Source organism: Franconibacter pulveris, from assembly GCF_056780215.1.
Genome location: NZ_CM165555.1, coordinates 4,049,964 through 4,073,770 on the forward strand (window position 1 = coordinate 4,049,964; position 23,807 = coordinate 4,073,770).

Consider the following 23,807-nt stretch of genomic DNA (forward strand, 5'->3'; position numbering starts at 1 on the left):
CTGGCGGCGTTCGTCGCCAGCCTTTATCTCTTCTCAGCGACCTCTTTTTCAATCTTAAACGGATCGATCCCCCGCTTCTGCATGCGCCAGAAGCGAATGATATTGACGCCGTTCATGACCAGAAAGCTGCCTTCAATCAGCGTGCCGCCAATAGAGCCCAGCCAGAAATTGTGCGTGACCCAGCAGGCGGTGGAGCACCACATCACGCAGCGGGTAGTTAACCCCTTGCAGCGAAACAGCGCCCAGGTGCTGGCGACGGTGCCAATAATCGGCAGCAGTTCGATGGGATGATGCAGCTTCACCAGACCAAGGGTGAGCGTGAGGAAAATAAAAATGGCCATCACCCACAGACTGCGGGTGCGCATGGAGATAAGCGTGCGCAGGGCGTTTAGTTCCGCGCTCATGCCCGCAGGAATCGCCCCCATCAGGAAGAAGTGGCCGCCAATAGTGGCGCTGTAGAGCGCGAGCTGCAGTTTAAACCGTCGTTCGTCGCGGTTAATAAACGTGGTGATGCCTATCAAAAAGGCGAGCACGCCAACGCCCTGGGCCAGCCAATACGCGGTCATGAGGAGTCCTTGCTATTAAAAAAGAAACGGCGCTTAGAAATAAAGCGCCGTTTTGTCACGATACCCGCATTTACCCAACTTTTTCGCGTTACGGCAAGGCCCGCCGCCGTAGCGCGAAAGGTGCCGGGTGAACTTACAACGTGACGCCGCTTTTAAAAATCGCCAGTTCGCGGAAGTCGTTACGCTCGTTGCAGGTTTGCTTGCCGCTGGCGATATCGACAATCACATCGACAAACTTCTCCAGCAGCTGCGGCATGGCGGTGCCGTGCAGCAGTTGACCGGCGTCGAAGTCGATCCAGTGCGGTTTCTTCGCCGCCAGCTCGCTGTTGGTGGCGATTTTTACCGTCGGCACAAAGCCGCCGTACGGCGTGCCGCGGCCGGTACTGAACAGCACCATATGACAGCCCGCGCCCGCTAATGCGCTGGTGGCGACGGCGTCGTTGCCCGGCGCGCTCAGCAAATTCAGCCCCGGCGTTTTCAGCCGCTCGCCGTAGCGCAGCACGTCCACCACCTGGCTCTGCCCCGCTTTCTGCGTGCAGCCCAGCGATTTCTCTTCGAGCGTGGTAATACCGCCCGCTTTGTTGCCCGGCGACGGGTTTTCGTAAATCGGCTGGTTATGAGCGATGAAGTACTGTTTAAAGTCGTTCACCATGGTGACCGTTTTTTCAAACGTCGATTCATCGCGGCAGTGGCTCATCAGGATTTGCTCGGCACCGAACATTTCCGGCACTTCAGTCAGCACCGTGGTGCCGCCGTTGGCGATGACGTAATCGGAGAAGCGGCCGAGCATCGGGTTTGCGGTAATGCCCGAAAGCCCGTCGGAACCGCCGCACTCCAGCCCAAACTTCAGCTCGCTGAGCTTGCCCGCTTCGCGCTTATCGTTGCGCATCGCCGCGTAAAGCTCGCGCAGGCGCTCAAGCCCCGCTTCCACTTCGTCTTCCTGGTGTTGGCAGACCATGAAGTGAACGCGCTGCGGGTCGAAGTCGCCCAGCGTTTCGCGAAAGGCGTCTACCTGGTTGTTCTCGCAGCCCAGGCCGATGACCAACACCGCGCCCGCGTTAGGGTGACGCACCATGTTCTGCAACATGGTGCGGGTGTTGATGTGGTCGTCGCCCAACTGGGAGCAGCCGTAGGTATGGCTGAAGAGGAATACGCCATCAATGCCTTGTGCGTCGTTGCTCTCTTTGAGAAAACGATTCTGGATCTGACGGGCGATGCCGTTAACGCAGCCCACCGTCGGCAGGATCCAGAGTTCGTTGCGGATCCCCACGTCGCCATTGGCGCGGCGGTAGATCTGCACGTCGCGATCGCCCGCCTGCGCCTGCAGCGCGTGGATATCAGGTTGATAGCTGTACTCGTCCAGATCGCTCAGGTTCGTGCGGGCGTTGTGAGAGTGAATGTGCTCGCCCGGCTGGATAGCCGCCAGCGCATGACCGATCGGCAAGCCATATTTAACGACGTTCTCTCCCTGAGCGATGGCGCGCAGCGCAAACTTATGGCCGCGCGTCACCGGTTGGCGCAGCGTAACGGTCTGATCGTCGATCGTCACGCTGGTCCCTTCCGCCAGATCCGCAAGCGCTACCGCGACATTGTCCTGCGAATGGATCTTGATGTATTGCATATCAACCTCAAAGGCCTGATGTAATCAGTGGTTAGTTCAGTTCAATGGCGAAGTAGTCGCGCGCATTGTTGAAGCAGATGTTTTTCACCATCTCGCCCAGCAGCTCGATATCTCCCGGCGCTTCGCCCGCTTCCACCCAACGGCCAATCATCTGGCAAAGGATGCGGCGGAAATATTCGTGGCGGGTATAAGAGAGGAAGCTGCGGCTGTCGGTCAGCATGCCCACAAAGCGGCTCAGCAGGCCGAGCTGCGCAAGCTGGGTCATCTGACGCTCCATGCCGTCTTTCTGGTCGTTGAACCACCAGCCGGAGCCGAACTGCATCTTGCCCGGCATGCCTTCGCCCTGGAAGTTGCCAATCATGGTGCCCAGCACTTCGTTATCGCGCGGGTTCAGGCAGTAAAGGATGGTTTTCGGCAGCAGGTTTTCTTCGTTCTGCTTGCTGAGCAGTTTAGAAAGCTCTTCCGCCAGCGGGCGGTCGTTGATGGAGTCGAAGCCCACATCCGGCCCCAGCAGCTTGAACTGGCGCAGGTTGTTATTGCGCAGCGCGCCGATATGGTACTGCTGCACCCAGCCGCGACGGGCGTATTCCGCGCCCAGCCATACCAGCACGGCGGTTTTGAACTGCGCCACTTCGTGCTCGCTTAAGGCTTCGCCCGCCAGACGGCGCGCCAGAATACTGTCGAGTTCACCCTCGCTCGCTTCGGCGAAAAGCACGACGTCCAGCGCATGGTCGGACACTTTACAGCCGTGCGCGGCGAAGTGATCCAGACGCTTAGTCAGCGCGGTTTGCAGGTCGCTGAAGCGGCGAATATCGGTATCGGACACTTCAGCAAGCTTCGCCATGTAATCGTTAAACGTCGCCAGTTCAATGTTGAAGGCTTTATCCGGGCGCCAGCTCGGCAGCACCTTGATGCTGAAGCTGCTGTCTTTGGCGACGGCGGCGTGGTGGCTTAAATCATCCACCGGATCGTCGGTGGTGCCGACCATTTTCACATTCATCTGCTGCATGATTCCGCGCGCGGAGAAACTATCCTGCGCCAGCAGTTCGTTGCACTGCGTCCAGATTTCATCCGCCGTTTTCGGCGACAGCAGCTTGCCGGTAATGCCAAACGGGCGACGCAGCTCCAGGTGGGTCCAGTGATAAAGCGGGTTGCCGATGGTGTGCGGCACCGTGGCGGCCCAGGCGTCAAACTTCTCACGATCGCTGGCGTCGCCGGTACACAGGCGCTCCGGCACGCCGTTCGTGCGCATGGCGCGCCATTTATAGTGGTCGCCTTTCAACCAGATGTCATACAGGTTTTTAAAACGGTAGTTTTCGGCGATTTGCTGCGGCGGAAGATGGCAGTGATAGTCGAAAATCGGCTGATCTTTCGCGTAATCATGGTACAGACGGCGGGCAAATTCGGTATCTAACAGAAAATCTTCAGTCATAAACGGGGTCATTTTATGCTTCCTCTGAGCGAGTTATTCAGATGCGTTAGCATGATGCTGACAAAGTTATCACACCAATTTCTATAGACGGAGGATAATTTCGTGAGTTAGATCAATTATCCCTCACAAATAATCTACCTTTTTAGGAGTAAAACCCGCTCCAGACCGCGCCAGCTCTGGCTTGCCGCCCGCCTTTACGTACCCTTACAAAGAAAAATGCTTTTGTGATGTCACTCAACTTTTAAAGCTGTATGACAAGTTATCTTTGCTGCCGTCGCGATACATAAACCCACGGAATGTTTTACCGGTGAAGATGCACCGGATTTAACGGTACGGATACCGGACTTACTCATAAACGCTTTGGCAGGGTCGGCCGTACCGGGAAATCTCTCCCGCCCACGCCCACTCCTAAAACATGCAACGCCACAGGTCAGGCGATCGACCGTGTCACGCACGGTAAACGACACAACGATGAGGTTCGAAATGCGTAAAATTAAAGGGTTACGATGGTACATGATTGCGCTGGTGACGCTGGGCACCGTGCTGGGCTACCTGACCCGTAATACCGTGGCGGCGGCTGCGCCCACATTGATGGAAGAGCTGCATATTTCCACACAGCAATACTCTTATATTATCGCTGCGTATTCCGCGGCCTACACCGTGATGCAGCCGGTTGCGGGTTATATCCTTGATATTCTGGGCACGAAAATCGGCTACGCCTTCTTCGCCGTCACCTGGGCTGTCTTTTGCGGCGCCACGGCGCTGGCGGGAAGCTGGGGCGGTCTGGCGCTGGCGCGCGGCGCGGTAGGCGCTGCGGAAGCGGCGATGATCCCGGCGGGCCTGAAAGCCAGCTCCGAATGGTTCCCGGCGAAAGAGCGTTCAATCGCCGTAGGCTACTTTAACGTAGGTTCCTCTATCGGCGCGATGATTGCTCCGCCGCTGGTCGTGTGGGCCATCGTGATGCACAGCTGGGAAATGGCGTTTATTATCTCCGGCGTGCTGAGCTTTGCCTGGGCGATGGCGTGGCTGATTTTCTACAAGCACCCGCGTGACCAGAAAAAGCTGACCCAGGAAGAGCGTGAATACATCATTGGCGGTCAGGAAGCGCAGCACCAGACCAATAACGCGAAAAAGATGACGCCGTGGCAGATCCTTGGCACCCGTCAGTTCTGGGGCATCGCGCTGCCGCGTTTCCTGGCGGAGCCGGCCTGGGGTACTTTCAACGCCTGGATCCCGCTGTTCATGTTTAAAGTGTACGGCTTTAACCTGAAAGAGATTGCGATGTTCGCCTGGATGCCGATGCTGTTCGCCGACCTCGGCTGCATCGTGGGCGGCTACCTGCCGCCGCTGTTCCAGCGCTGGTTCGGCGTGAACTTGATTGTCTCGCGCAAAATGGTGGTGACCATGGGCGCGCTGCTGATGATTGGCCCTGGCATGATCGGCCTGTTCACCAGCCCCTATGTGGCCATCGGCCTGCTGTGCATCGGCGGCTTTGCCCACCAGTCGCTCTCTGGCGCGCTGATTACCCTCTCTTCCGACGTGTTTGGCCGTAACGAAGTGGCGACTGCCAACGGCCTGACCGGTATGGCGGCCTGGACCGCGAGCACCCTGTTCGCGCTGGTCGTGGGCGCGCTGGCCGACACCATCGGCTTCAGCCCGCTGTTCGCCGTACTGGCCGTGTTTGACCTGATGGGTGCGTTGGTTATCTGGACGGTACTGAAAAACAAACCTGCCGCTGAGCTGCAGCAAGAGCAGCGAACTGGCGGTCCCGTCACACAACCCTGATAAATCGTCGCGAAAGCCGCCTCCGGGCGGCTTTTTCATTCTGGCGTTGTGGAGCGCAGAGGCCAAAAGTGGTATAACAAATCTAAGCAGTCCTGCTGTTCACTGGAGTGGTCTATGGAGCTCACCGAATCTCGTCGCCTTTATCAACAGCTTGCCGCTGAACTTAAACAGCGCATTGAAGATGGTGTTTATCAGGTTGGGGAGAAATTGCCCGCCGAGCGTTTTATCGCTGATGAAAAAAATGTCAGCCGCACCGTGGTGCGTGAAGCCATCATTATGCTGGAAGTGGAAGGATACGTGGAGGTGCGCAAAGGCTCCGGCATTCACGTCATCTCAAACCAGGCGAAGTATCACAACGCCGTCGATGAGCAACAGCTGGAGTTCGCTAATTACGGTCCGTTCGAACTGCTTCAGGCGCGTCAGCTTATCGAGAGCAATATCGCTGAGTTTGCCGCCACGCAGGTGACCAAGCAGGACATCATCAAGCTGATGGAAATTCAGGAGATGGCGCGCAAAGAGCAGTGCTTTCGCGACTCTGAATGGGATTTGCAATTCCATGTTCAGGTTGCGCTCGCCACGCAAAACTCTGCGCTTGCCGCCATCGTTGAAAAAATGTGGACTCAGCGCGTTCATAACCCGTACTGGAAAAAACTGCACGAACACATTGACGCCCGCACCGTAGATAACTGGTGCGACGATCACGATAAAATTCTTAAGGCGTTGATTCGTAAAGACCCACATGGCGCCAAAGTCGCGATGTGGCAGCATCTGGAAAACACCAAACAGATGTTGTTCAACGAAACCAGCGACGACTTTGAATTCAATGCCGACCGCTATCTTTTTGCCGAAAACCCGGTTGTCCATCTCGATACTGCCGCTAACGGCGTAAAATAGCCGCTCTTAAGACGAGGGTAAGCAAAACGTATATAGTGTCAGCGTTTGTAAATACCCTCGCCACCCTTCTCTTCGGTAAGCAAAATCAATCTTTAACAAAGCACAAATTCTGTGACGTAAAACCTTGGGCTTTGTTACAATTAGACGCAAATTGTGGCTGAGCGGGTAAGTACCCACTCACCGTGCCAGGTTCACAAGGAAATGTGAAGGCATCAGAATCAGTACAGCCCGTGTCGACGCCATTACAAAATAACTTCTGTCGCCGCGCTGTTCTCTTCAACTGTAACCATTGGCTTTAACCGCTGTTGCCAGGAACACTGAATGGAACTTTTGACCCAATTACTCAACGCCTTGTGGAGCCAGGATTATGAAACCCTCGCCAATCCATCCATGATTGGCATGCTCTATTTCGTGCTGTTTATGATCCTGTTTCTTGAAAACGGCCTGCTGCCCGCCGCGTTTTTACCGGGCGACAGCCTGCTGGTGTTGGTGGGCGTGCTTATCGCCAAGGGGGCCATGGGCTATCCGCAAACCGTGCTGCTGTTAACCGCGGCGGCGAGCCTCGGCTGCTGGCTTAGCTACATTCAGGGACGATGGCTCGGCAACACGCGGCTGGTGCAGAACTGGCTTTCGCATCTGCCCGCTCACTATCATCAGCGCGCCCATCATCTGTTTCACAAACACGGTTTGTCCGCGTTGCTGATTGCCCGCTTTATCGCGTTTGTCCGCACGCTGCTGCCGACCATTGCCGGCCTTTCGGGGCTGAACAGCGCGCGCTTTCAGTTCTTCAACTGGATAAGCGGTCTGCTGTGGGTGCTTATCCTTACTACCCTTGGCTACCTGCTTGGCAAGACGCCGGTCTTTTTGAAGTATGAAGACGCGCTGATGTCCTGCCTGATGCTGCTGCCGGTGGTGCTGCTGGTGTTCGGCCTGGTGGGCTCGCTGGTGGTATTGTGGAAGAAAAAATACGGAAACCGAGGCTAAGGAATGGCGCTGAAAAGGATTTTTCTACGATGTCTCTCTGTGACGCTGGTTGCCGCCGCGGTGGCAATCAGCGCGCTTCTGTTTCTGGCCATGCAGAAGCAGGAGTCGACGCTTGAGATCCGCGCTGCGGCGCAAGGCGCCGTTATCCCCGATGGCTTTTCCGTCTGGCATCATCTGGACGCCAACGGCATCCGCTTCAAAAGCATTACCCCGCAAAAAGATACGCTGCTGATTAAGTTTGACTCCAGCGACCAGAGCGCCGCCGCCCGCGAGGTGCTTTACCGCACCCTGCCGCGCGGTTTTATCATCGCGCAACAGGATGAAGACGCGCCGGTCCCGGGTTGGCTTAACCGCCTGCGCCATGATTTTCGCCAGCTTGGCTAGCCCTTCGCTATTAATCTGAATCTTTTCACTGACTTTGGGGTTTGCGCTATTACTTACTATGCTTAAGTCAGCGCATCCCTTTGGTTTCCCTGCGCAGAATACGCAACTGGATAATCACAGGCCTTTACCGGCGCTGTGACACAAAGGAAAGTTTTCACTATGCATTACCGCACCGTACTGACATTAGCCCTTTTTTCAGTCGCCACGGCAAGCCACGCCGTCTCCCTGTGCCAGGAAAAGGAACAGGAAATACAGCGTGAAATCCACTATGCGGAGAAGCACCACAACCAGAGCCGCATCGATGGACTGAACAAAGCGCTAAGCGAGGTTCGCGCGAATTGCCGTGACAGCAATCTTCGCGCCGACCATCGTAAAGCGGTGGCCGAGAAAGAAGCGGAAGTGTCGGAACGTAAAGCGGAGCTTAGCGAGGCGAAGCAAAAAGGCGATGCCGAGAAGATCGCCCGGCGCCAGCAGAAGCTTCACGAGGCTGAGCAGGAGCTTAAAGCGTTAAAAGCTCGTGACTACTGAGTTTATGGATACCCCTCACTCACTGGAGAGAATTATGTCAAAAGATACAACCACAGATCATCTGCGCGCTGAGTTGAAATCCCTGGCTGACACGCTGGAAGAGGTGCTCTCTTCCTCAGGCGATAAATCGAAAGAAGAGATGAGCAAACTGCGCAGCAAAGCAGAACGCGCGCTGAAAGATACCCGCTCTCAATTGAGCGATACCGGCGATATTATCGCGAAACAGACCCGTGAAGCGGCGGCCCGGGCTGAAGATTATGTTCGTGCGAACCCGTGGACCGGCGTCGGTATTGGCGCCGCTGTGGGCGTCGTGCTGGGCATGCTGCTGACGCGTCGTTGATTATGGCTGAGACTCGTCACGTACCGCCTCAGGGCCCAGGAAAAAGCGTTCTTGGCATTGGACAGCGTATGGTCACCATCATCGTCGAGATGGTGGAAACCCGCCTACGTCTCGCCGTGGTGGAGCTGGAAGAAGAGAAAGCAAACGTCATCCAGCTTCTCCTGATGTTAGGGCTGACCATGCTGTTCGCCGCTTTTGGCCTGATGAGCCTGATGGTATTGATTATCTGGGCAGTCGATGCGCAGTATCGACTTAACGCGATTATCGCAACCACCGCCGTGTTGTTCATTCTCGCGATAATATGCGGAGTATGGGCGCTGAAGAAATCACGCCAGTCGACGCTTTTGCGGCATACCCGCGGCGAGCTGGCGAACGACCGCGCGCTGCTTGAGGATAAACCCCATGAGTAAAAAGGAACGTGAAAGACGTAAAGCGTTCCTGTTAAGCCAGATCCAGCAACAGCGGCTGGATCTCTCCGCCAGCCGCCGCGAGTGGCTGGAGTCAACCGGCGCTTACGACCGCGGCTGGAATACGATTCTCAGCCTGCGATCGTGGCTGCTGGTGGGCAGCAGCTTTATGGCTATCTGGAGCGTCCGCAACCCGAACTTTCTGCTGCGCTGGGGCAAACGCGCCTTTGCCGGCTGGAGCGCATGGCGGTTGCTTAAAAACACCATGCACAAGCAAATCCACTAACGCTTCCTCTCCTGCGGGAGAGGAAGCCCTCCCCACCCGCCTTGTTCATCTAATTTGAAAAAGATTAACAGTTTTCCTTGCTAACAATCTTTTTCGCCGCCGCTTATGATTCTCTCCATCAGAATTACTTCGGTAATCAAAACAAAAAATCTTATTTAATCAATAGATTGTATTAAGCATCTGTAATAAGGCGCACTGGAGAGAGAAATGAAAAAATTCGAAGATGTTGGTGTTCTGGTAGCACGTATTCTGATGCCGATTCTGTTCATCGTGGCGGGCTGGGGCAAAATCACCGGTTATGCGGGCACACAGCAGTATATGGAAGCGATGGGCGTGCCGGGCTTCTTCCTGCCGTTGACTATCCTGCTTGAGTTCGGCGGCGGTCTGGCGATTATTTTCGGCTTCCTGACGCGCACCACCGCCATCATCACCGCCCTGTTCACGCTGATGACGGCCTTTATCTTCCACATCGACTTCTCGCAGGCGCCGAACTCGATTATGTTCATGAAAAACTTGACCATTGCTGGCGGTTTCCTGCTGCTGGCCATCACCGGGCCAGGCGCATTCAGCCTTGACCGCGTGCTGAATAAAAAGTGGTAACGCTTCTATACTGAAATCATCAAAAGCGAGGAGTTTCTTCCTCGCTTTTCACTTTTACGCTGAAGCGATGCGACAGGCAAAGCGAAGGAAAACGGGAGGAAAAGAGATGGGACAACTTATCGACGGCGTCTGGCACGACACGTGGTATGACACCAAATCCACCGGCGGGCGTTTTAAACGCTCTGAATCCGCCTGGCGCAACTGGCTTACCGCCGACGGCGAGCCGGGGCCGACCGGCAAAGGCGGTTTTGCCGCCGAGAAAGATCGCTATCACCTGTATGTCTCCCTCGCCTGCCCCTGGGCGCATCGCACGCTGATTATGCGCAAGCTCAAAGGGCTTGAACCGTTTATCGGCGTTTCGGTCGTGCACCCGCTGATGCTGCAGGATGGCTGGACCTTTGACGACAATTTCCCTGATGCCACCGGCGACAGCCTTTATCAGAACGAGTTTCTTTATCAACTCTATCTGCACGCCGACGAGCATTACACCGGGCGCGTAACGGTGCCGGTGCTGTGGGATAAAAAGACGCAGACTATCGTCAGCAACGAATCGGCGGACATTATCCGCATGTTCAACAGCGCTTTCGACGCGCTGGGCGCACGCGCCGGGGACTACTACCCGCAGGCCCTGCGCGGGCAGATTGACGAGCTGAACGGCTGGATCTACGACACGGTCAATAACGGCGTCTATAAAGCGGGCTTCGCCACCAGCCAGGAAGCCTATGACGAGGCGGTGAACGGCGTTTTCGCTTCACTTTCGCGCCTGGAGCAAATTCTCGGTCAGCACCGCTTCCTGACCGGCAACCAGCTCACCGAGGCGGATATTCGCCTGTGGACGACGCTTGTGCGCTTCGACCCGGTCTATGTCACGCATTTTAAATGCGATAAGCACCGCATCAGCGATTACCTGAACCTGCACGGCTTCCTGCGCGATATTTATCAGATGCCGGGCGTGGCGGAGACGGTTAATTTCGACCATATTCGCAACCACTATTTCCGCAGCCACAAAACCATTAACCCGACGGGGATTATTTCCATCGGGCCATGGCAGGATCTCGACGAACCGCACGGTCGCGACGAACGATTCCGCTAAACTTTCCGGCGCGCCGTCACGGGCGCCGCTTTCCTTCCCCGCGTCTCATTTACCCGCCGCTGATTCCCGTCTACGCTTTCACTATCGCTTATAAAACAAGCGATTGATGTTCAGACGAGGCGAAAGCATATGATGGACTGGTATTTTAAAGTTTTAAGAAACTACATTGGCTTCAGTGGCCGGGCGCGCCGCAAAGAGTACTGGATGTTTATTCTGGTCAACATCATCCTGACCGGGGTGCTTAGCATGATAGACAAAATGCTGGGGCTGCGGATGGCGGGCGATGAAGGCGTTCTTACCGCGATTTATGGTCTGCTGGTGTTCCTCCCCTGGTGGGCGGTACAGTTCCGGCGGCTGCATGACACCGATCGTTCCGCCTGGTGGCTGCTGCTGCTTATCATCCCGATTGTAGGCTGGCTTATCATACTGGCGTTTAACTGCCAGGACAGCACCCCGGGCGAAAACCGCTTCGGACCGAATCCTAAACACATCACCTGATCTCCCAACGCCGCTTTTTCTGCGGCGTTTCCCCCTCTCGTGTTATTCCCCACTCGCTGAAAGCCAGTTAATTTGCTAAAACGGTTTAATTAATGTTTAGCGGCAATCTTGTAAGGAGCAAATTTATGACGGCGAAAGTATGGGTGCTCGGCGATGCAGTAGTGGATTTACTGCCGGATGGCGAGGGGCGGCTTTTACAGTGCCCGGGCGGCGCGCCGGCGAATGTGGCGGTCGGCGTGGCGCGGCTTAACGGCCGCAGCGGATTTATCGGCAGGGTTGGCGACGATCCTTTTGGCCGTTTTATGCAGCGCACGCTTAACCATGAAAATGTGGATATCAGCTTTATGCGTACCGATGCGTCTCATCGCACCTCCACCGTGGTCGTGGCGCTGGATGATGAAGGCGAGCGCTCCTTTACTTTTATGGTGCGACCGAGCGCCGACCTGTTTCTGGAAACAAGCGACTTGCCGCCTTTCCAGGCGGGAGAGTGGCTGCACTGTTGCTCTATTGCTCTGAGCGCCGAACCTTCTCGCACCGCGGCTTTTACGGCGATGGAACGCATGCGCGCGGCGGGCGGTTTTGTCTCTTTCGACCCGAACATCCGCGAAGACCTCTGGCAGGACCCAGCCTTGTTACGCCAGTGCCTGACGCAGGCGCTGAAGCAGGCGCATGTGGTTAAGCTTTCAGAAGAAGAGCTGTGGCTTATCGCCGGGTCGACGGAGATAAAAACCAGCATGGCGCGCCTTGCTGAGACTTACGCTATTGAACTTCTGCTGGTGACGCAGGGCAAAGCCGGGGTGCTGGCCTGGCACCGCAACGACGTGCGCCATTATCCAACGCTGCCGGTAGTAAGCGTCGATACGACGGGCGCAGGCGATGCGTTTGTCGCCGGGCTGTTGTCCGGCCTGGCGGAACGCGGCCTGCCGCAAAACGAAGCGGAGCTCTCCGCCTGTCTCGCCAGCGCGCAAATCTGCGGCGCGCTCGCCACGACCGCCAGAGGGGCTATGACCGCCCTGCCTTATTTTCAGCAGCTTCAGCAACAGCTTGCCTGACGCCGGGCCGCGTTCGCGGCTCGTTTTGCGACTCGCCTCACATTCACTAAATCGGTTTAGCGCTTTTCATTGCTCTGCAAAATTAACCGTGATTATGATTTAAACCTAAACCGGTTTAGCAAATTTACATAATGACGATACCTCTTTATCACGGATGCAAAACGATGAAAAAAACCACGCTTGCCGTCACCCTTGGCTTGCTGCTCGGTTCCGGTCCGGCCTGGGGCGACGCCAGCATGAGCAGCATTGAAGCGCGCCTCGCCGCGCTGGAGCAGCGTCTCCAGGCAGCGGAACAGCGAGCCAACGCTGCGGAAACCCGCGCCGAAGCGGCAGAAAAACAGGCTCGCGAACTGGCCGCCTCGCAGCTGCAGACCCGTACCGCCGCCGCGCAAGTCGAGCAGCGCACCGCAAAGCTTGAGCAAAAAGCGAGCGACGAAGGCGGTTTTGAATTCCACGGCTATGCCCGCTCCGGCCTGTTGATGAACGACTCCGCCACCAAAACCCAGGGCGGCCCGACCGTCACGCCTGCCGGGGAGACCGGCGGCCACGTAGGCCGTCTGGGCAACGAGCCGGATACCTACGTCGAGATGAACCTTGAGCATAAACAAACGCTCGCAAACGGCGCCACTACGCGCTTTAAGGTCATGCTTGCCGACGGGCAGCGCACTTACAACGACTGGACCGCCGAAAGCAGCGATCTCAACGTCCGCCAGGTCTTTACGGAACTCGGCCATCTGCCCACCTTCACCGGCGCGTTCAAAGACGCCACCGTCTGGGCGGGCAAACGCTTTGACCGTGATAACTACGATATTCACTGGCTCGACTCTGACGTGGTGTTCCTCGCCGGTACCGGCGCCGGGATTTATGACATGACGTGGAGCGACGAGGCGCGCAGCAACTTCTCGCTCTATGGCCGCACCTTCGGCGATACCGAAAACAGCGAAAACACCGCCCAGAACTACATCCTGACGCTGAATAACTACTTCGGCCCGGTGCAACTGATGGTAAGCGGCATGCGCGCCAAAGATAATGAAGACCGCCTCGATCTGGAAGGCAACGAAGTGAAGGGCGATGCGGCGGAGCATGGCGTTCATGCGCTGCTCGGCCTGCATAACGAAAGCTTCTACGGCCTGCGTGAAGGCTCCTCGAAAACCGCGCTGCTGTATGGCCACGGGCTGGGCGCCGAGGTGAAAACCATTGGCGCCGACGGCGCGCTGCTGCCGGAAGCGGACACCTGGCGGCTGGCAAGCTACGGCATCACGCCGCTCGGCGGCGGCTGGCACATCGCACCGGCGGTGCTGGCGCAGAGCAGCAAGGACCGCTACGTGAAGGGCGACAGCTACGAATGGGCGACCGTCAACGCACGCCTGATTCAGGAAATAACCCAGAATTTCGAGATGCAGTACGAAGGCACCTACCAGTACATGGATCTGCGGCCGGAAGGTTACAACAGCCGCAACGCCGTCAGCGGTAACTTCTATAAATTCACCGTCGCCCCGACGCTTAAAGCCAGCGACGTGGGCGAATTCCTCAAACGCCCCGAACTGCGTCTTTTCGCCACCTGGATGGACTGGGATCACCGTCTGGATAACTATGCCAGCGGTGACGCTTTCGGCAGCAGTGGTTTCGCCGCCGGCGGCGAGTGGAACTTCGGCGTACAGATGGAAACCTGGTTCTGACAGCACGGCCCCTCCCGGGGCCGCTTCTCCAGGGCTGAGACTACCAAAACGATAAGACAGAGGTTGTTATGGATTTTGAACAGATCGCCCGCGCGCTGCTGCCGCTGCTGGGCGGCAAGGAAAATATCGCCAGCGCAGCCCACTGCGCCACGCGCCTTCGTCTGGTGCTGGCGGACGACGCGAAAGCCGATACCGCCGCCATCGGCAAAGTGGACGGGGTGAAAGGCTGCTTTCGCAATGCCGGCCAGCTGCAGGTCATTTTCGGCACCGGCGTGGTGAATAAAGTTTACGCCGCGTTTATTCAGGTCGCGGGCATTAACGAATCGAGCAAAACGGAAGCCGCGAACGCCGCCGCGCGCAAGCTCAACCCGTTCCAGCGCGCGGCGCGCCTGCTTTCTAATATTTTCGTACCGATAATCCCGGCGATTGTCGCCTCCGGCCTGCTGATGGGCCTGCTCGGCATGGTGAAAACCTACGGCTGGGTCAACCCGGATAACGCGCTCTACATCATGCTGGATATGTGCAGCTCGGCGGCGTTTATTATTCTGCCGATCCTGATTGGCTTTACCGCGGCGCGTGAGTTTGGCGGCAACCCTTACCTTGGCGCGACGCTCGGCGGTATCCTCACCCACCCGGCGCTGACTAACGCCTGGGGCGTGGCGGCAGGCTTCCACACCATGAACTTCTTCGGCATTGAGGTGGCGATGATAGGCTACCAGGGCACGGTTTTTCCGGTGCTGCTGGCGGTATGGTTTATGAGTCTGGTGGAAAAACAGCTGCGCCGCGTTATTCCGGATGCGCTCGATCTTATCTTAACGCCCTTCTTTACCGTGATTATCTCCGGCTTTATCGCGCTGCTGGTGATCGGCCCGGCGGGCCGGGCGCTGGGCGACGGCATCTCTTTCGTGCTAAGCACGCTCATCGCCCACGCCGGCTGGCTGGCGGGTCTGCTCTTCGGCGGGCTCTATTCCGTTATCGTCATTACCGGCGTGCACCATAGTTTTCACGCTATCGAAGCGGGGCTGCTCGGCAACCCTTCTATCGGCGTGAATTTCCTGTTGCCCATCTGGGCGATGGCGAACGTGGCGCAGGGCGGCGCTTGTCTGGCGGTGTGGTTTAAAACGAAAGATCCTAAAATCAAAGCCATTACCCTGCCTTCCGGGTTCTCGGCGCTGCTCGGCATTACCGAAGCGGCGATTTTCGGCATCAACCTGCGCTTTATGAAGCCCTTTATCGCCGGGCTTATCGGCGGCGCGGCGGGCGGCGCGTGGGTCGTCTCCGTTCACGTCTACATGACCGCTGTGGGTCTGACCGGCATTCCCGGCATGGCCATTGTGCAGGCCAGCTCGCTGCTGAACTACGCCATCGGCATGGTTATCGCTTTTTGCGTCGCCTTTGTCGTTTCTTACCTGCTGAAATACAAAACGGATTCTGAATAATGGCTTCGACAACGCGACTGCCTGCGATTTTGCAGGCCGTAATGAAAGGCCAGCCGCAGGCGCTGCGGGACAACCACTACCCGGCCTGGCATCTCGCCCCGGTCACCGGGCTGTTAAACGACCCGAACGGATTTATCCACTTCCAGGGGCGTTATCACCTGTTTTACCAGTGGAACCCGCTTGGCTGTGAGCATAAGTATAAATGCTGGGGTCACTGGAGCTCGGCGGATTTAGTGCAGTGGCGGCACGAGCCCATCGCCCTGATGCCCGATGAAGAGTATGACCGCAACGGCTGCTACTCCGGCAGCGCGGTGGATAACCAGGGCAAGCTTACGCTGTGCTATACAGGCAACGTGAAGTTCGATGACGGCGGACGCACCGCCTGGCAGTGTCTCGCGGTGCAAAACGCCGACGGGGGCTTCGATAAACAGGGGCCGGTGGTGCCGCTGCCGGGCGGTTATACCGGCCACGTCCGCGACCCGAAAGTGTGGCGCCATGAACATCACTGGTACATGGTGCTGGGCGCGCAGGACCTTGAACTGCAGGGCAAAGTGCTGTTGCTGCGCTCGGACAACTTGTGGAACTGGCAAAGCCTGGGCGAAATCGCCGGCAGCGGCCTGAACGGCATTGGTGATGCGGGTTACATGTGGGAGTGTCCGGATCTTTTCGCCCTCGGCGGAAAAACGTTTCTTATCTGCTGCCCGCAGGGCGTTGAGCGTGAGGAAAAGCGCTTTCTGAACGCTCACCCCAGCGCTTATCTGAGCGGCGAGTTTGACTATGAACGCGCCTCGTTTCAGCACGGCCCGCTGAATGAGATTGACGCCGGGTTTGAGTTTTACGCGCCGCAAACCACGCTGACGGCCGACGGCAGACGGCTGCTGGTGGGCTGGATGGGGGTGCCGGATGGCGAAGAGATGGGCCAGCCCACGACCGCGTATGGCTGGATCCACCAGATGACCTGCGTGCGCGAGCTTTCTGAGCAAAACGGCAAGCTTTATCAGCAGCCGGTGCGCGAGCTTCAGGCGCTGCGCGGCGAAGAAGAGCGTTACCAGGGCAACGCCGCTGCGGCGCCTGCGCTTAACGCGCAACGCCTTGAGCTGGAGCTGGAAAGCGCGGGCGACGTCACGCTTAACTTCGCCGATACCTTACTCCTGGAATGGCGACGCGACGCGTTGCGCCTTGCGCGCAGAAGCCTGCAAACCGGCGAATGGCTTTACCGCTACTGGCAGGGCGACGCGCATAAACTGCAAATATTGTGCGATAGCTCCAGCGTCGAGATCTTTATCAACGAAGGCGAAGGGGTCATGAGCAGCCGCTATTTTCCCACGCAGCCGGCGCAGCTTACTTTCAGCGGCAGCGCAGAACTGCGGGCCCGCTACTGGTCGTTGCGCCCCTGCATGGTAGAATGACGGTCCCTTTTTCCTGACCAGTGCATCGCCGTGAGAAAAACCAAACGCGTTACTATTAGTGATATCGCCGCGCTGGCGGGGGTCTCCAAAGCCACCGCCAGCCTGGTGCTCAACGGACGGGGCAAAGAGCTGCGCGTCGCGCAAGAGACACGTGAGCGCGTGCTTACCATCGCCCAGCAGCAGCACTATCAACCCAGCATTCATGCTCGCCTGCTGCGAGAAAACCGCAGTCATACGCTGGGGCTGGTAGTGCCGGAAATCACCAACTATGGTTTCGCCGTTTTCTCTTACGAACTGGAAAACCTCTGCCGCGAAGCGGGCCTGCAGTTGCTTATCTCCTGTACCGATGAGAACCCCGGTCAGGAAACGGTGGTGGTGAATAACCTTGTCGCGCGCCAGGTAGACGGGCTGATTGTCGCCTCCAGCATGCTAAGCGACAGCGATTACGTGAAACTCAGCGAGCAGTTGCCGGTCGTGCTGTTTGACCGTCACATGAGCGACACTCGCCTGCCGCTGGTGATGACCGATTCCGTGACGCCCACCGCCGAACTGGTTGAGCGGGTAGCGCGCGCCCATCCTGATGAGATCTATTTTCTCGGCGGCCAGCCCAGGCTTTCGCCGACGAAAGACCGGCTTGAAGGTTTTAAGCAGGGGCTTGAGCGGGCGGGCGTGGCGCTGCGACCGGAGTGGATTATCCACGGCAATTATCACCCAAGCAGCGGTTACGAGATGTTCGCCGCCCTGTGCGCCAGGCTGGGGCGCCCGCCCAAAGCGTTGTTTACCGCCGCCTGCGGCTTGCTGGAAGGGGTGCTGCGCTACATGAGCCAGCACGGTTTACTGGAAAGCGATATCCATCTCGCCAGCTTTGACGATCACTATCTTTATGATTCGCTTTCGGTGCGGATTGATACGGTACAGCAGGACTGCCGCCAGCTGGCGTACCACTGCTTTGAAATGCTGACCCAACTGGTGGATGAGAATGACCCGACGCCGCTGCAGCGCCACCTTCCGGCCACGCTGCAATGGCGTCATTCTGCGTCAGTGTCTTCCTGAAAACAGCTTCGGAATTTCACGCAGGCACCAGGCCTTGGCTTCGCCCATACTGTCGCGCCGCCAGGCCATGATGATATCGATTTCATTGGTGTATTCCGGGCTAACCACGCGCAGTCGGCCTTCTGCGATATCTTTTTCCACCATCGCATAAGGCATCGTCGCTACGCCCAGCCCCGCCAGCAACGCCTGGCGTTTATCTTCAATCGACGTCACCGTCAGGCGCGGCTGCTTATCGAGCAGCTGTACCGTCAACACCGGCCTTTCCCGCGCGGTGTCCGCCACCGCCACGCCGCGATACTTCACGCGAGTGACTTCCGAGAGCGGCTCCGGCTCCTGATGAATAGGATGATCCGGCGCGGCGACATACACGTTCATCACTTTATAAAGCTTGCGGGAGTTGATTTCCGACGAAGAGCGGAAATGCATGTCCGGCGCAATGACGATATCCGCCCGCCCCTGCTCCAGCCGCTCCCACGCGCCCGCCAGCACTTCCGTGATAATAGAGAGCTGGGTGTTAGCCTTTTCCGCAAGCTTATCCACCAGCGGGAAGAGCGTGGAGGTGGGAACAAGCGCCTCGGCGACTATCGTCAGGTGGGTTTCCCAGCCGCGGGCCAGCGCTTCGGCATCGGTCGTGAGCTTATCCGCCGCTTCTAACAACACGCGACCGCGCTCAAGCAGCATCCGGCCGACATTGGTGAATTTGGTGCGGTGGCCGGAGCGGTCAAACAGCACTACGTCGAGCTCTTCTTCAAGCTTTTGCATGGTATAACTTAGCGCGGACGGCACGCGCCCCAGCTCATCCGCCGCAGCGGCAAAGCTGCCGCGCCTGTCGATAGCGTCCATTACCCTTAATGCTTCCAGCGTCAACGCCCTTTCTTTAGCCATCGGGTTCTCGTTCAGGAAATTTGAATATAGGCAGCAGATTAACTGGCTAACATTGCACCGTCCAGACCTTTACCATAAAAGCAAGTAAAGAGAGGTCAAGAACATGATTACGACGAGAACAGCCAAACAGTGCGGGCAAGCTGACTATGGATGGCTGCAGGCTCGCTATACCTTTTCCTTTGGACACTACTTCGACCCGAAACTGCTGGGCTACGCTTCCCTGCGCGTGCTTAATCAGGAGGTATTGGCGCCCGGCGCCGCCTTCCAGCCGCGCACCTACCCGAAAGTGGATATTCTGAACCTCATTCTGGAAGGCGAAGCGGAATACCGCGACAGCGAAGGCAACCATGTGCAGGCGAAAGCCGGCGATGCGCTGCTGCTCTCCACGCAGCCCGGCATCAGCTACAGCGAACATAACCTGAGCAAGGATAAATCGCTCACCCGTATGCAGCTCTGGCTGGATGCCTGCCCCGAGCGGGAAAACCCGGCGGTGCAGAAAATAAGGCTGGCAGAGGCGGCGCGTCAGCTTATCGCTTCGCCAGACGGCGCGGAGCAGAGCCTGCAGTTGCGCCAGCAGGTCTGGCTGCATCACATTGAGCTGGATAAAGGCGAACGGCTCGATTTTACGCTGCACGGACCGCGCGCCTATTTGCAGTCTATCCACGGCCAGTTTCATGCCGTGACGCCTGCGGAAGAGAAAAAAGCGCTCGCCTGCGGCGACGGCGCGTTTATTCGCGACGAGGCTAATTTGACCATCGTTGCCGATACGCCGCTGCGCGCATTATTGATTGATTTACCGGTGTAACTCACCGCTCAAACGCATTGAATAGATTATGAAAACCATGAAAAGCTCAGAAATGAAGACTCATCAACCGGCTACGCTTGCCGCACCGTTGCCTGAACATCGCGAATTTAATGTCGAACACATGCTCAGCGAACTGGAAGCGATTGTTGAAGACGCGCAGGTACGCCTTGCTGAAGAAGAAGCGGCGGCGTAATTCCCTTCCCAGGCAAGCCACCTCTGTGGCTTGCCTGTTTCTATGACAGCATCAAAAATCCCTCATCTTTTTACTCTTTTGTGTCGATATAGATTTCTGAGTGACGCGGCCTGTCATTCGTCGCCGTTATAGTTCCCTTTTGTGACGACGAGATTAACGCTGCGGACATTTGTTTGCGCCGAACACAGAGTAAGGAAAAGTATGAGCAGCGAAGCGAAAGCAGCGAAGCATCAGATTCTGATTGAGCGGCTGTCTGGCATTTTCGAGCGGCTTTACCAGGGAAAAACGCTGGATAAAAACTGGCTGTGCGAAACGTACGCCATCACCCCCCGCACTGCCTACCGGGATATTTCCCGCATTGCCCACCTCGTGGATGAGATTTCGCCCGGCAAATATCGTCTGGCGGCGACGCTTCAGCCCGGCCTGAGCTACTCCCAGCTAAGCGAGTTCGCCCAGCTTACCGATGTGGCGAAACTCTTTCCCGACGCTGACGGCAAAAAGCTGCGCGAAGCGCTTAACCACCGCGAGACCCTGATGATTAAGGGCAACAGCACGCGCAATAACAGCGCGGTTGAAAGCGTTCTGCACGATTTAAAACAAGCCATCGCCAGGCGGCAGCTGGTGGGATTTACCTATAAAAGCAAACCCCGGCTGGCGCAGCCTTATAAGCTGATTAATCAAAGCGGGCTTTGGTACCTGGCCGCCTGCGAAGCGGAAAGAATGAAGGCGTTCGAACTGGCGAAAATTCAACGGCTACAGGTTTACCCGCAAACCTTTGAAATGGAGACGGCGCGGCTTAACGCTATCCATGAAGAGAACGGCATCTGGTTTGGCGAACGCACCACCGTTGTGCTGGAAGCAACGCCCAAAGCGGCAAGTTATCTGCAACGTCGTCCCCTGTTTCCGCATCAGCAGATTGAACGCACCCACCCCAACGGCGGCGTTACGTTATCGACCTCAGTGACAGATCCGCAGTTGCTGTTCCGCTGGGTACGCTACTGGCTGCCGGAAATCCGCATCGTTTCGCCCACCGCCTGGCAAGAAAAGTTCGCCAGCGAATTGCAACAGCACGCCGCTGAACTGACGCCGGCGTAATAAGAAAAAACCCCACCCCGCGGCGCTGCGGTGGGGTGGGGTTTCTCATGGCGTTATGTTGCTGTTACTCGTCGAAGTACCAGTACCCCTGGTTTACCAGTTCGGTTAACTCCGCCATAAATACCGGGTTATCAACCGCTTCGCCAAGCTCTTGCTGGCTGATAAAGGTGTAGCGGCACAGCGCATCGGCGGCTTTCAGGTCAACCGTATCCAGCCGCTCGCTATTGATAAAAATCGTCTCGCCAACGTTCAGGACCCGCAGCCCGTTCAGGCGTGTCAGCACTTCCCCGGCCTTCAGGGCTTCGACAATCTCTTGCGTTTCGTAAGGCGGCTCAGCAGGCGCGATGTCCAGTTCGTGGCGCGGCGTGGTGATGAAGCGGCCAAACCACTGTTTAAAATCGGCGGGCTGGTTGATCATGGCGATCATCATTTCACGCAGGCGATCCAGCTCATACGCTTCCACCCGGCCCGGATGTTCCCGGCAGGTTAAATCCGGATCGCTGTAATGCTCGCCGCCGAGGTCGTTTTCCAGCGCGTAGTCGGCGAAGCTGCTCACCAGATCCCTGCCGTTTGGCCCGCGGAAACCGACAGAATAGTTCAGCGCGGTTTCATGCGTGACGCCGTCGTGTGGAAAGCCAGGCGGAATATAGAGGATGTCGCCCGGTTCCAGATCTTCATCAATAATCGGGGTGAACGGGTCAACGTGAAGCAGCGCCGGGTGCGGACAAAACTGCCGCATCGGCAACTTGTCACCCACGCGCCAGCGGCGGCTGCCCATCCCCTGAATGATAAACACATCATACTGATCAATATGTGGACCCACGCCGCCGCCGGGAACCGAGAAAGAGATCATCAGGTCATCCAGACGCCAGTCGGGCAGCACGCGGAACGGGCGCACCAGCTCAGCAGACGGCGCGTGCCAGTGGTTGACGGCCTGCGCCAGCAGCGACCAGCCTGTTTCGCCCAGATTATCGAAATTTTCAAACGGCCCGTTGCTGGCCTGCCACTGGCCGTGCTTAAAACTCACCAGCCGGCTATCCACTTCCGCCTCCATAGCCAGCCCGGCCAGCTCGTCCGGCGTGATGGGGTCGATAAAATTCGCAAACGCGCGCTTCAGGACGACAGGTTTTTTCTGCCAGTAAGTTGCTAAGAATTCGGGCCAGTTAAGGTTGAGTTGATAAGCCATCGCTTTAGACCAGTAAGAAGAAAAACGGGCCCGATTATAGAGAGGCAAAGCGTTGAGCCGCTTTGTCATTGGTCAAAGCCGCACCATTATGAGTGAGCGCATAACGCTTCGCTCGCCATACGTAACGCGAAGGCGCTACGCGGACGCTCATCCGTCTTGTGCGCCAGTTAAGCACAACCCCGCCGGAGCGGGGTCTTGTCACTATTAACAAAATAAACGGAGCGGAATAATGCGCAGTAAAGCCCCAGGAAGGTGATTAAACAGGCCTGGCAGGAGCATGAGCATGAGCATGAGCAACACCACGCTATGCCCTATTTCAAAAAAACGACCGTCCATATGTGGGTGAAATCGGTCATTTATGGGATGCAAAGCCCGATTAAATGAATCCCTCATAAACGCAAAAAGGCCCGCTCACCAGCGGGCCTCTCTGAAAGAATTCGGTAATTATGCAACTTCTGCGGGGTCATCTCGTTCAGCGGTCACCGTTACAATAGTGGTGATTCGGCTCAGTTCCTCCTGAGTCCGGGCGTCGTTTTGAACTTCCCAAATGTCCACGTTTTGTTGAAGATTAAGCCAGAAATCGACACTGGTATCGAAAGCTTTAGCTAAACGAAACGCCATATCAGTTGTCAATTTGCGGTTGTTGTTCACCAGAGCGCTTACGGAATTACGGTGTACATTTAACTTTTCAGCCAGATCGTTGATTTTAAGATCCAGCGGCTCAAGATATTCGTACAGTAATACATCCCCTACCGTGGTTGGTTTCCTCATTGCTTGATGAATAGCCATTGTTTACCTCAAGATTACTTTATAACTGCCTAAGAGCAGCCTGGCGGGGATGGTTAGCCCCCTGCCGAGGCTCTATTGATGCTTCTTGTATTTATGGGGGTCTAAGTATAAATCCTCAGCCTTCCCATCCACCCATTTGAAAATTAGCCGGTATTGGTCGTTAATTCGAATGGATGAATATTCCTCAAGCGGTGGTTCTAAATTTTCAAACCTGTTTCCAGGTGGCGAACGGAGATCTCTAAAATCCGTCGCTGCGTTTATGATGTCCAGCTTCCTTGCCAGGGCAGACTCAATATCTGATGGAATCTTTTTATGCGACTTACCGTAAAGGTAGAAGTCTTTTAGCCACTGGTCACGAAAACTTCCGATGTTCTTCATCAATTCATCTTCGTCCCTACTGTTGTGGAATTAAGGCCATATTAACGCACACCTGCACACCTGCACAGTGCACAAGTTCAAAAAGACGGGTAGGGAATCCTGAAGAGTTCTCGCCCCATGGCAGGAATGATATCCGTCGTAAGCGCTTTATTGACTGAGCCAAGCCCATATTATTCAAGCTGGAAATCATCATCGAATTCATTGGTTTGCCGTGCCACAGTAGTTCTACTTATCAGATAAGTTAAACCCTCAGAGAGAAACAGGGCGTTCAAACTCAAGCCAGAAATAATCCGGATAAGTACGACCGAACCAGTCCCCCCCTCCGTACTCTTTCAGACACTGAAAGAAAACCCCGCCGCCATCGTCCACCCGCTTAAAAAGCAAAACCCCGCCGGAGCGGGGTTTTTAATGTGTGAAGCTGACCGG

The 23,807-nt window shown here is 56.6% G+C and carries 26 protein-coding genes; 19 read left to right on the forward strand and 7 right to left on the reverse strand.

Annotation, left to right across the window (positions count from 1 at the left end; translation table 11 throughout):
• Positions 1-23: 23 nt before the first annotated feature.
• The 3 genes from ACU4F7_RS19050 to uxaC all read right to left on the reverse strand — a co-directional run bounded on the left by ACU4F7_RS19050 (position 24) and on the right by uxaC (position 3,631).
• Positions 24-566, reverse strand: coding sequence for a YgjV family protein (locus ACU4F7_RS19050; protein WP_029590366.1), 543 nt, complete (start codon positions 564-566; stop codon positions 24-26).
• Between the two features lie 133 nt (positions 567-699).
• On the reverse strand, positions 700-2,187 hold the full coding sequence (locus ACU4F7_RS19055; RefSeq protein ID WP_029590365.1) for a UxaA family hydrolase: 1,488 nt from the start codon (positions 2,185-2,187) through the stop codon (positions 700-702).
• Between the two features lie 31 nt (positions 2,188-2,218).
• Entirely contained in the window at positions 2,219-3,631 is a 1,413-nt protein-coding gene (gene uxaC, locus ACU4F7_RS19060) for a glucuronate isomerase (protein ID WP_481637569.1), read from the reverse strand.
• 471 nt (positions 3,632-4,102) lie between these two features.
• Between uxaC and ACU4F7_RS19065 the strand changes: the two genes are divergently transcribed.
• The 16 genes from ACU4F7_RS19065 to ACU4F7_RS19140 all read left to right on the forward strand — a co-directional run bounded on the left by ACU4F7_RS19065 (position 4,103) and on the right by ACU4F7_RS19140 (position 18,050).
• On the forward strand, positions 4,103-5,404 hold the full coding sequence (locus ACU4F7_RS19065) for an MFS transporter (protein ID WP_029590363.1): 1,302 nt from the start codon (positions 4,103-4,105) through the stop codon (positions 5,402-5,404).
• Positions 5,405-5,518: 114 nt separating this feature from the next.
• On the forward strand, positions 5,519-6,298 hold the full coding sequence (gene exuR, locus ACU4F7_RS19070; protein WP_024556492.1) for a transcriptional regulator ExuR: 780 nt from the start codon (positions 5,519-5,521) through the stop codon (positions 6,296-6,298).
• Positions 6,299-6,619: 321 nt separating this feature from the next.
• A complete protein-coding gene (gene yqjA / locus ACU4F7_RS19075) occupies positions 6,620-7,282 on the forward strand; it encodes a DedA family general envelope maintenance protein YqjA (RefSeq protein WP_029590362.1) in 663 nt (220 codons plus the stop codon).
• A 3-nt stretch (positions 7,283-7,285) separates the two neighbouring features.
• Entirely contained in the window at positions 7,286-7,666 is a 381-nt protein-coding gene (gene mzrA, locus ACU4F7_RS19080) for an EnvZ/OmpR regulon moderator MzrA (protein WP_029590361.1), read from the forward strand.
• A gap of 159 nt (positions 7,667-7,825) precedes the next feature.
• On the forward strand, positions 7,826-8,194 hold the full coding sequence (locus ACU4F7_RS19085; protein WP_024556489.1) for a DUF1090 domain-containing protein: 369 nt from the start codon (positions 7,826-7,828) through the stop codon (positions 8,192-8,194).
• A gap of 34 nt (positions 8,195-8,228) precedes the next feature.
• Positions 8,229-8,534 (forward strand): ElaB/YgaM/YqjD family protein, encoded by a 306-nt coding sequence (locus ACU4F7_RS19090; protein ID WP_024552653.1) that lies wholly within the window; start codon positions 8,229-8,231, stop codon positions 8,532-8,534.
• A gap of 2 nt (positions 8,535-8,536) precedes the next feature.
• Entirely contained in the window at positions 8,537-8,944 is a 408-nt protein-coding gene (locus ACU4F7_RS19095) for a phage holin family protein (RefSeq protein ID WP_024556488.1), read from the forward strand.
• A complete protein-coding gene (locus ACU4F7_RS19100; protein ID WP_024556487.1) occupies positions 8,937-9,227 on the forward strand; it encodes a YqjK-like family protein in 291 nt (96 codons plus the stop codon). The genes ACU4F7_RS19095 and ACU4F7_RS19100 overlap by 8 nt, the downstream gene beginning before the upstream one ends.
• Before the next feature lie 207 nt (positions 9,228-9,434).
• Entirely contained in the window at positions 9,435-9,827 is a 393-nt protein-coding gene (locus tag ACU4F7_RS19105) for a DoxX family protein (protein ID WP_029590360.1), read from the forward strand.
• Between the two features lie 106 nt (positions 9,828-9,933).
• On the forward strand, positions 9,934-10,920 hold the full coding sequence (locus ACU4F7_RS19110) for a glutathione S-transferase family protein (protein WP_029590359.1): 987 nt from the start codon (positions 9,934-9,936) through the stop codon (positions 10,918-10,920).
• 132 nt (positions 10,921-11,052) lie between these two features.
• Positions 11,053-11,418 (forward strand): DUF805 domain-containing protein, encoded by a 366-nt coding sequence (locus ACU4F7_RS19115; RefSeq protein ID WP_481638755.1) that lies wholly within the window; start codon positions 11,053-11,055, stop codon positions 11,416-11,418.
• Between the two features lie 125 nt (positions 11,419-11,543).
• Positions 11,544-12,470, forward strand: coding sequence for an aminoimidazole riboside kinase (locus ACU4F7_RS19120; protein WP_029590357.1), 927 nt, complete (start codon positions 11,544-11,546; stop codon positions 12,468-12,470).
• Between the two features lie 164 nt (positions 12,471-12,634).
• Positions 12,635-14,149: a carbohydrate porin gene (locus ACU4F7_RS19125; protein ID WP_481637570.1), complete on the forward strand. Its 1,515-nt coding sequence runs from the start codon at positions 12,635-12,637 to the stop codon at positions 14,147-14,149.
• A gap of 68 nt (positions 14,150-14,217) precedes the next feature.
• Positions 14,218-15,588 (forward strand): sucrose-specific PTS transporter subunit IIBC, encoded by a 1,371-nt coding sequence (locus ACU4F7_RS19130; RefSeq protein WP_024556481.1) that lies wholly within the window; start codon positions 14,218-14,220, stop codon positions 15,586-15,588.
• The gene (locus tag ACU4F7_RS19135; RefSeq protein ID WP_481637571.1) at positions 15,588-16,997 is read left to right on the forward strand and encodes a sucrose-6-phosphate hydrolase; all 1,410 of its coding nucleotides are present in this window, start codon (positions 15,588-15,590) and stop codon (positions 16,995-16,997) included. The genes ACU4F7_RS19130 and ACU4F7_RS19135 overlap by 1 nt, the downstream gene beginning before the upstream one ends.
• A 30-nt stretch (positions 16,998-17,027) precedes the next feature.
• On the forward strand, positions 17,028-18,050 hold the full coding sequence (locus ACU4F7_RS19140) for a substrate-binding domain-containing protein (RefSeq protein ID WP_029590354.1): 1,023 nt from the start codon (positions 17,028-17,030) through the stop codon (positions 18,048-18,050).
• Here the strand turns inward: ACU4F7_RS19140 and ACU4F7_RS19145 are convergent.
• Positions 18,036-18,935: a LysR family transcriptional regulator gene (locus tag ACU4F7_RS19145; RefSeq protein WP_024556478.1), complete on the reverse strand. Its 900-nt coding sequence runs from the start codon at positions 18,933-18,935 to the stop codon at positions 18,036-18,038. The genes ACU4F7_RS19140 and ACU4F7_RS19145 overlap by 15 nt on opposite strands.
• A 103-nt stretch (positions 18,936-19,038) precedes the next feature.
• On the opposite strand from ACU4F7_RS19145, the gene ACU4F7_RS19150 reads away from it, so the two are divergent.
• The 3 genes from ACU4F7_RS19150 (at position 19,039) to ACU4F7_RS19160 (ending at position 21,028) form a co-directional block, all read left to right on the forward strand.
• Entirely contained in the window at positions 19,039-19,740 is a 702-nt protein-coding gene (locus ACU4F7_RS19150) for a pirin family protein (RefSeq protein WP_481637572.1), read from the forward strand.
• Between the two features lie 37 nt (positions 19,741-19,777).
• Entirely contained in the window at positions 19,778-19,933 is a 156-nt protein-coding gene (locus ACU4F7_RS19155) for a hypothetical protein (RefSeq protein WP_411815193.1), read from the forward strand.
• A gap of 201 nt (positions 19,934-20,134) precedes the next feature.
• The gene (locus ACU4F7_RS19160) at positions 20,135-21,028 is read left to right on the forward strand and encodes a helix-turn-helix transcriptional regulator (RefSeq protein WP_029590352.1); all 894 of its coding nucleotides are present in this window, start codon (positions 20,135-20,137) and stop codon (positions 21,026-21,028) included.
• A 64-nt stretch (positions 21,029-21,092) separates the two neighbouring features.
• Here the strand turns inward: ACU4F7_RS19160 and ACU4F7_RS19165 are convergent, their stop codons facing one another.
• The 3 genes from ACU4F7_RS19165 to ACU4F7_RS19175 form a co-directional block, all read right to left on the reverse strand.
• A complete protein-coding gene (locus ACU4F7_RS19165) occupies positions 21,093-22,214 on the reverse strand; it encodes a ribosomal protein uL16 3-hydroxylase (RefSeq protein ID WP_029590351.1) in 1,122 nt (373 codons plus the stop codon).
• Between the two features lie 444 nt (positions 22,215-22,658).
• Entirely contained in the window at positions 22,659-23,003 is a 345-nt protein-coding gene (locus ACU4F7_RS19170; RefSeq protein WP_481637573.1) for a HigA family addiction module antitoxin, read from the reverse strand.
• Positions 23,004-23,075: 72 nt separating this feature from the next.
• A complete protein-coding gene (locus ACU4F7_RS19175; protein ID WP_481637574.1) occupies positions 23,076-23,381 on the reverse strand; it encodes a type II toxin-antitoxin system RelE/ParE family toxin in 306 nt (101 codons plus the stop codon).
• Between the last annotated feature and the right edge of the window lie 426 nt (positions 23,382-23,807).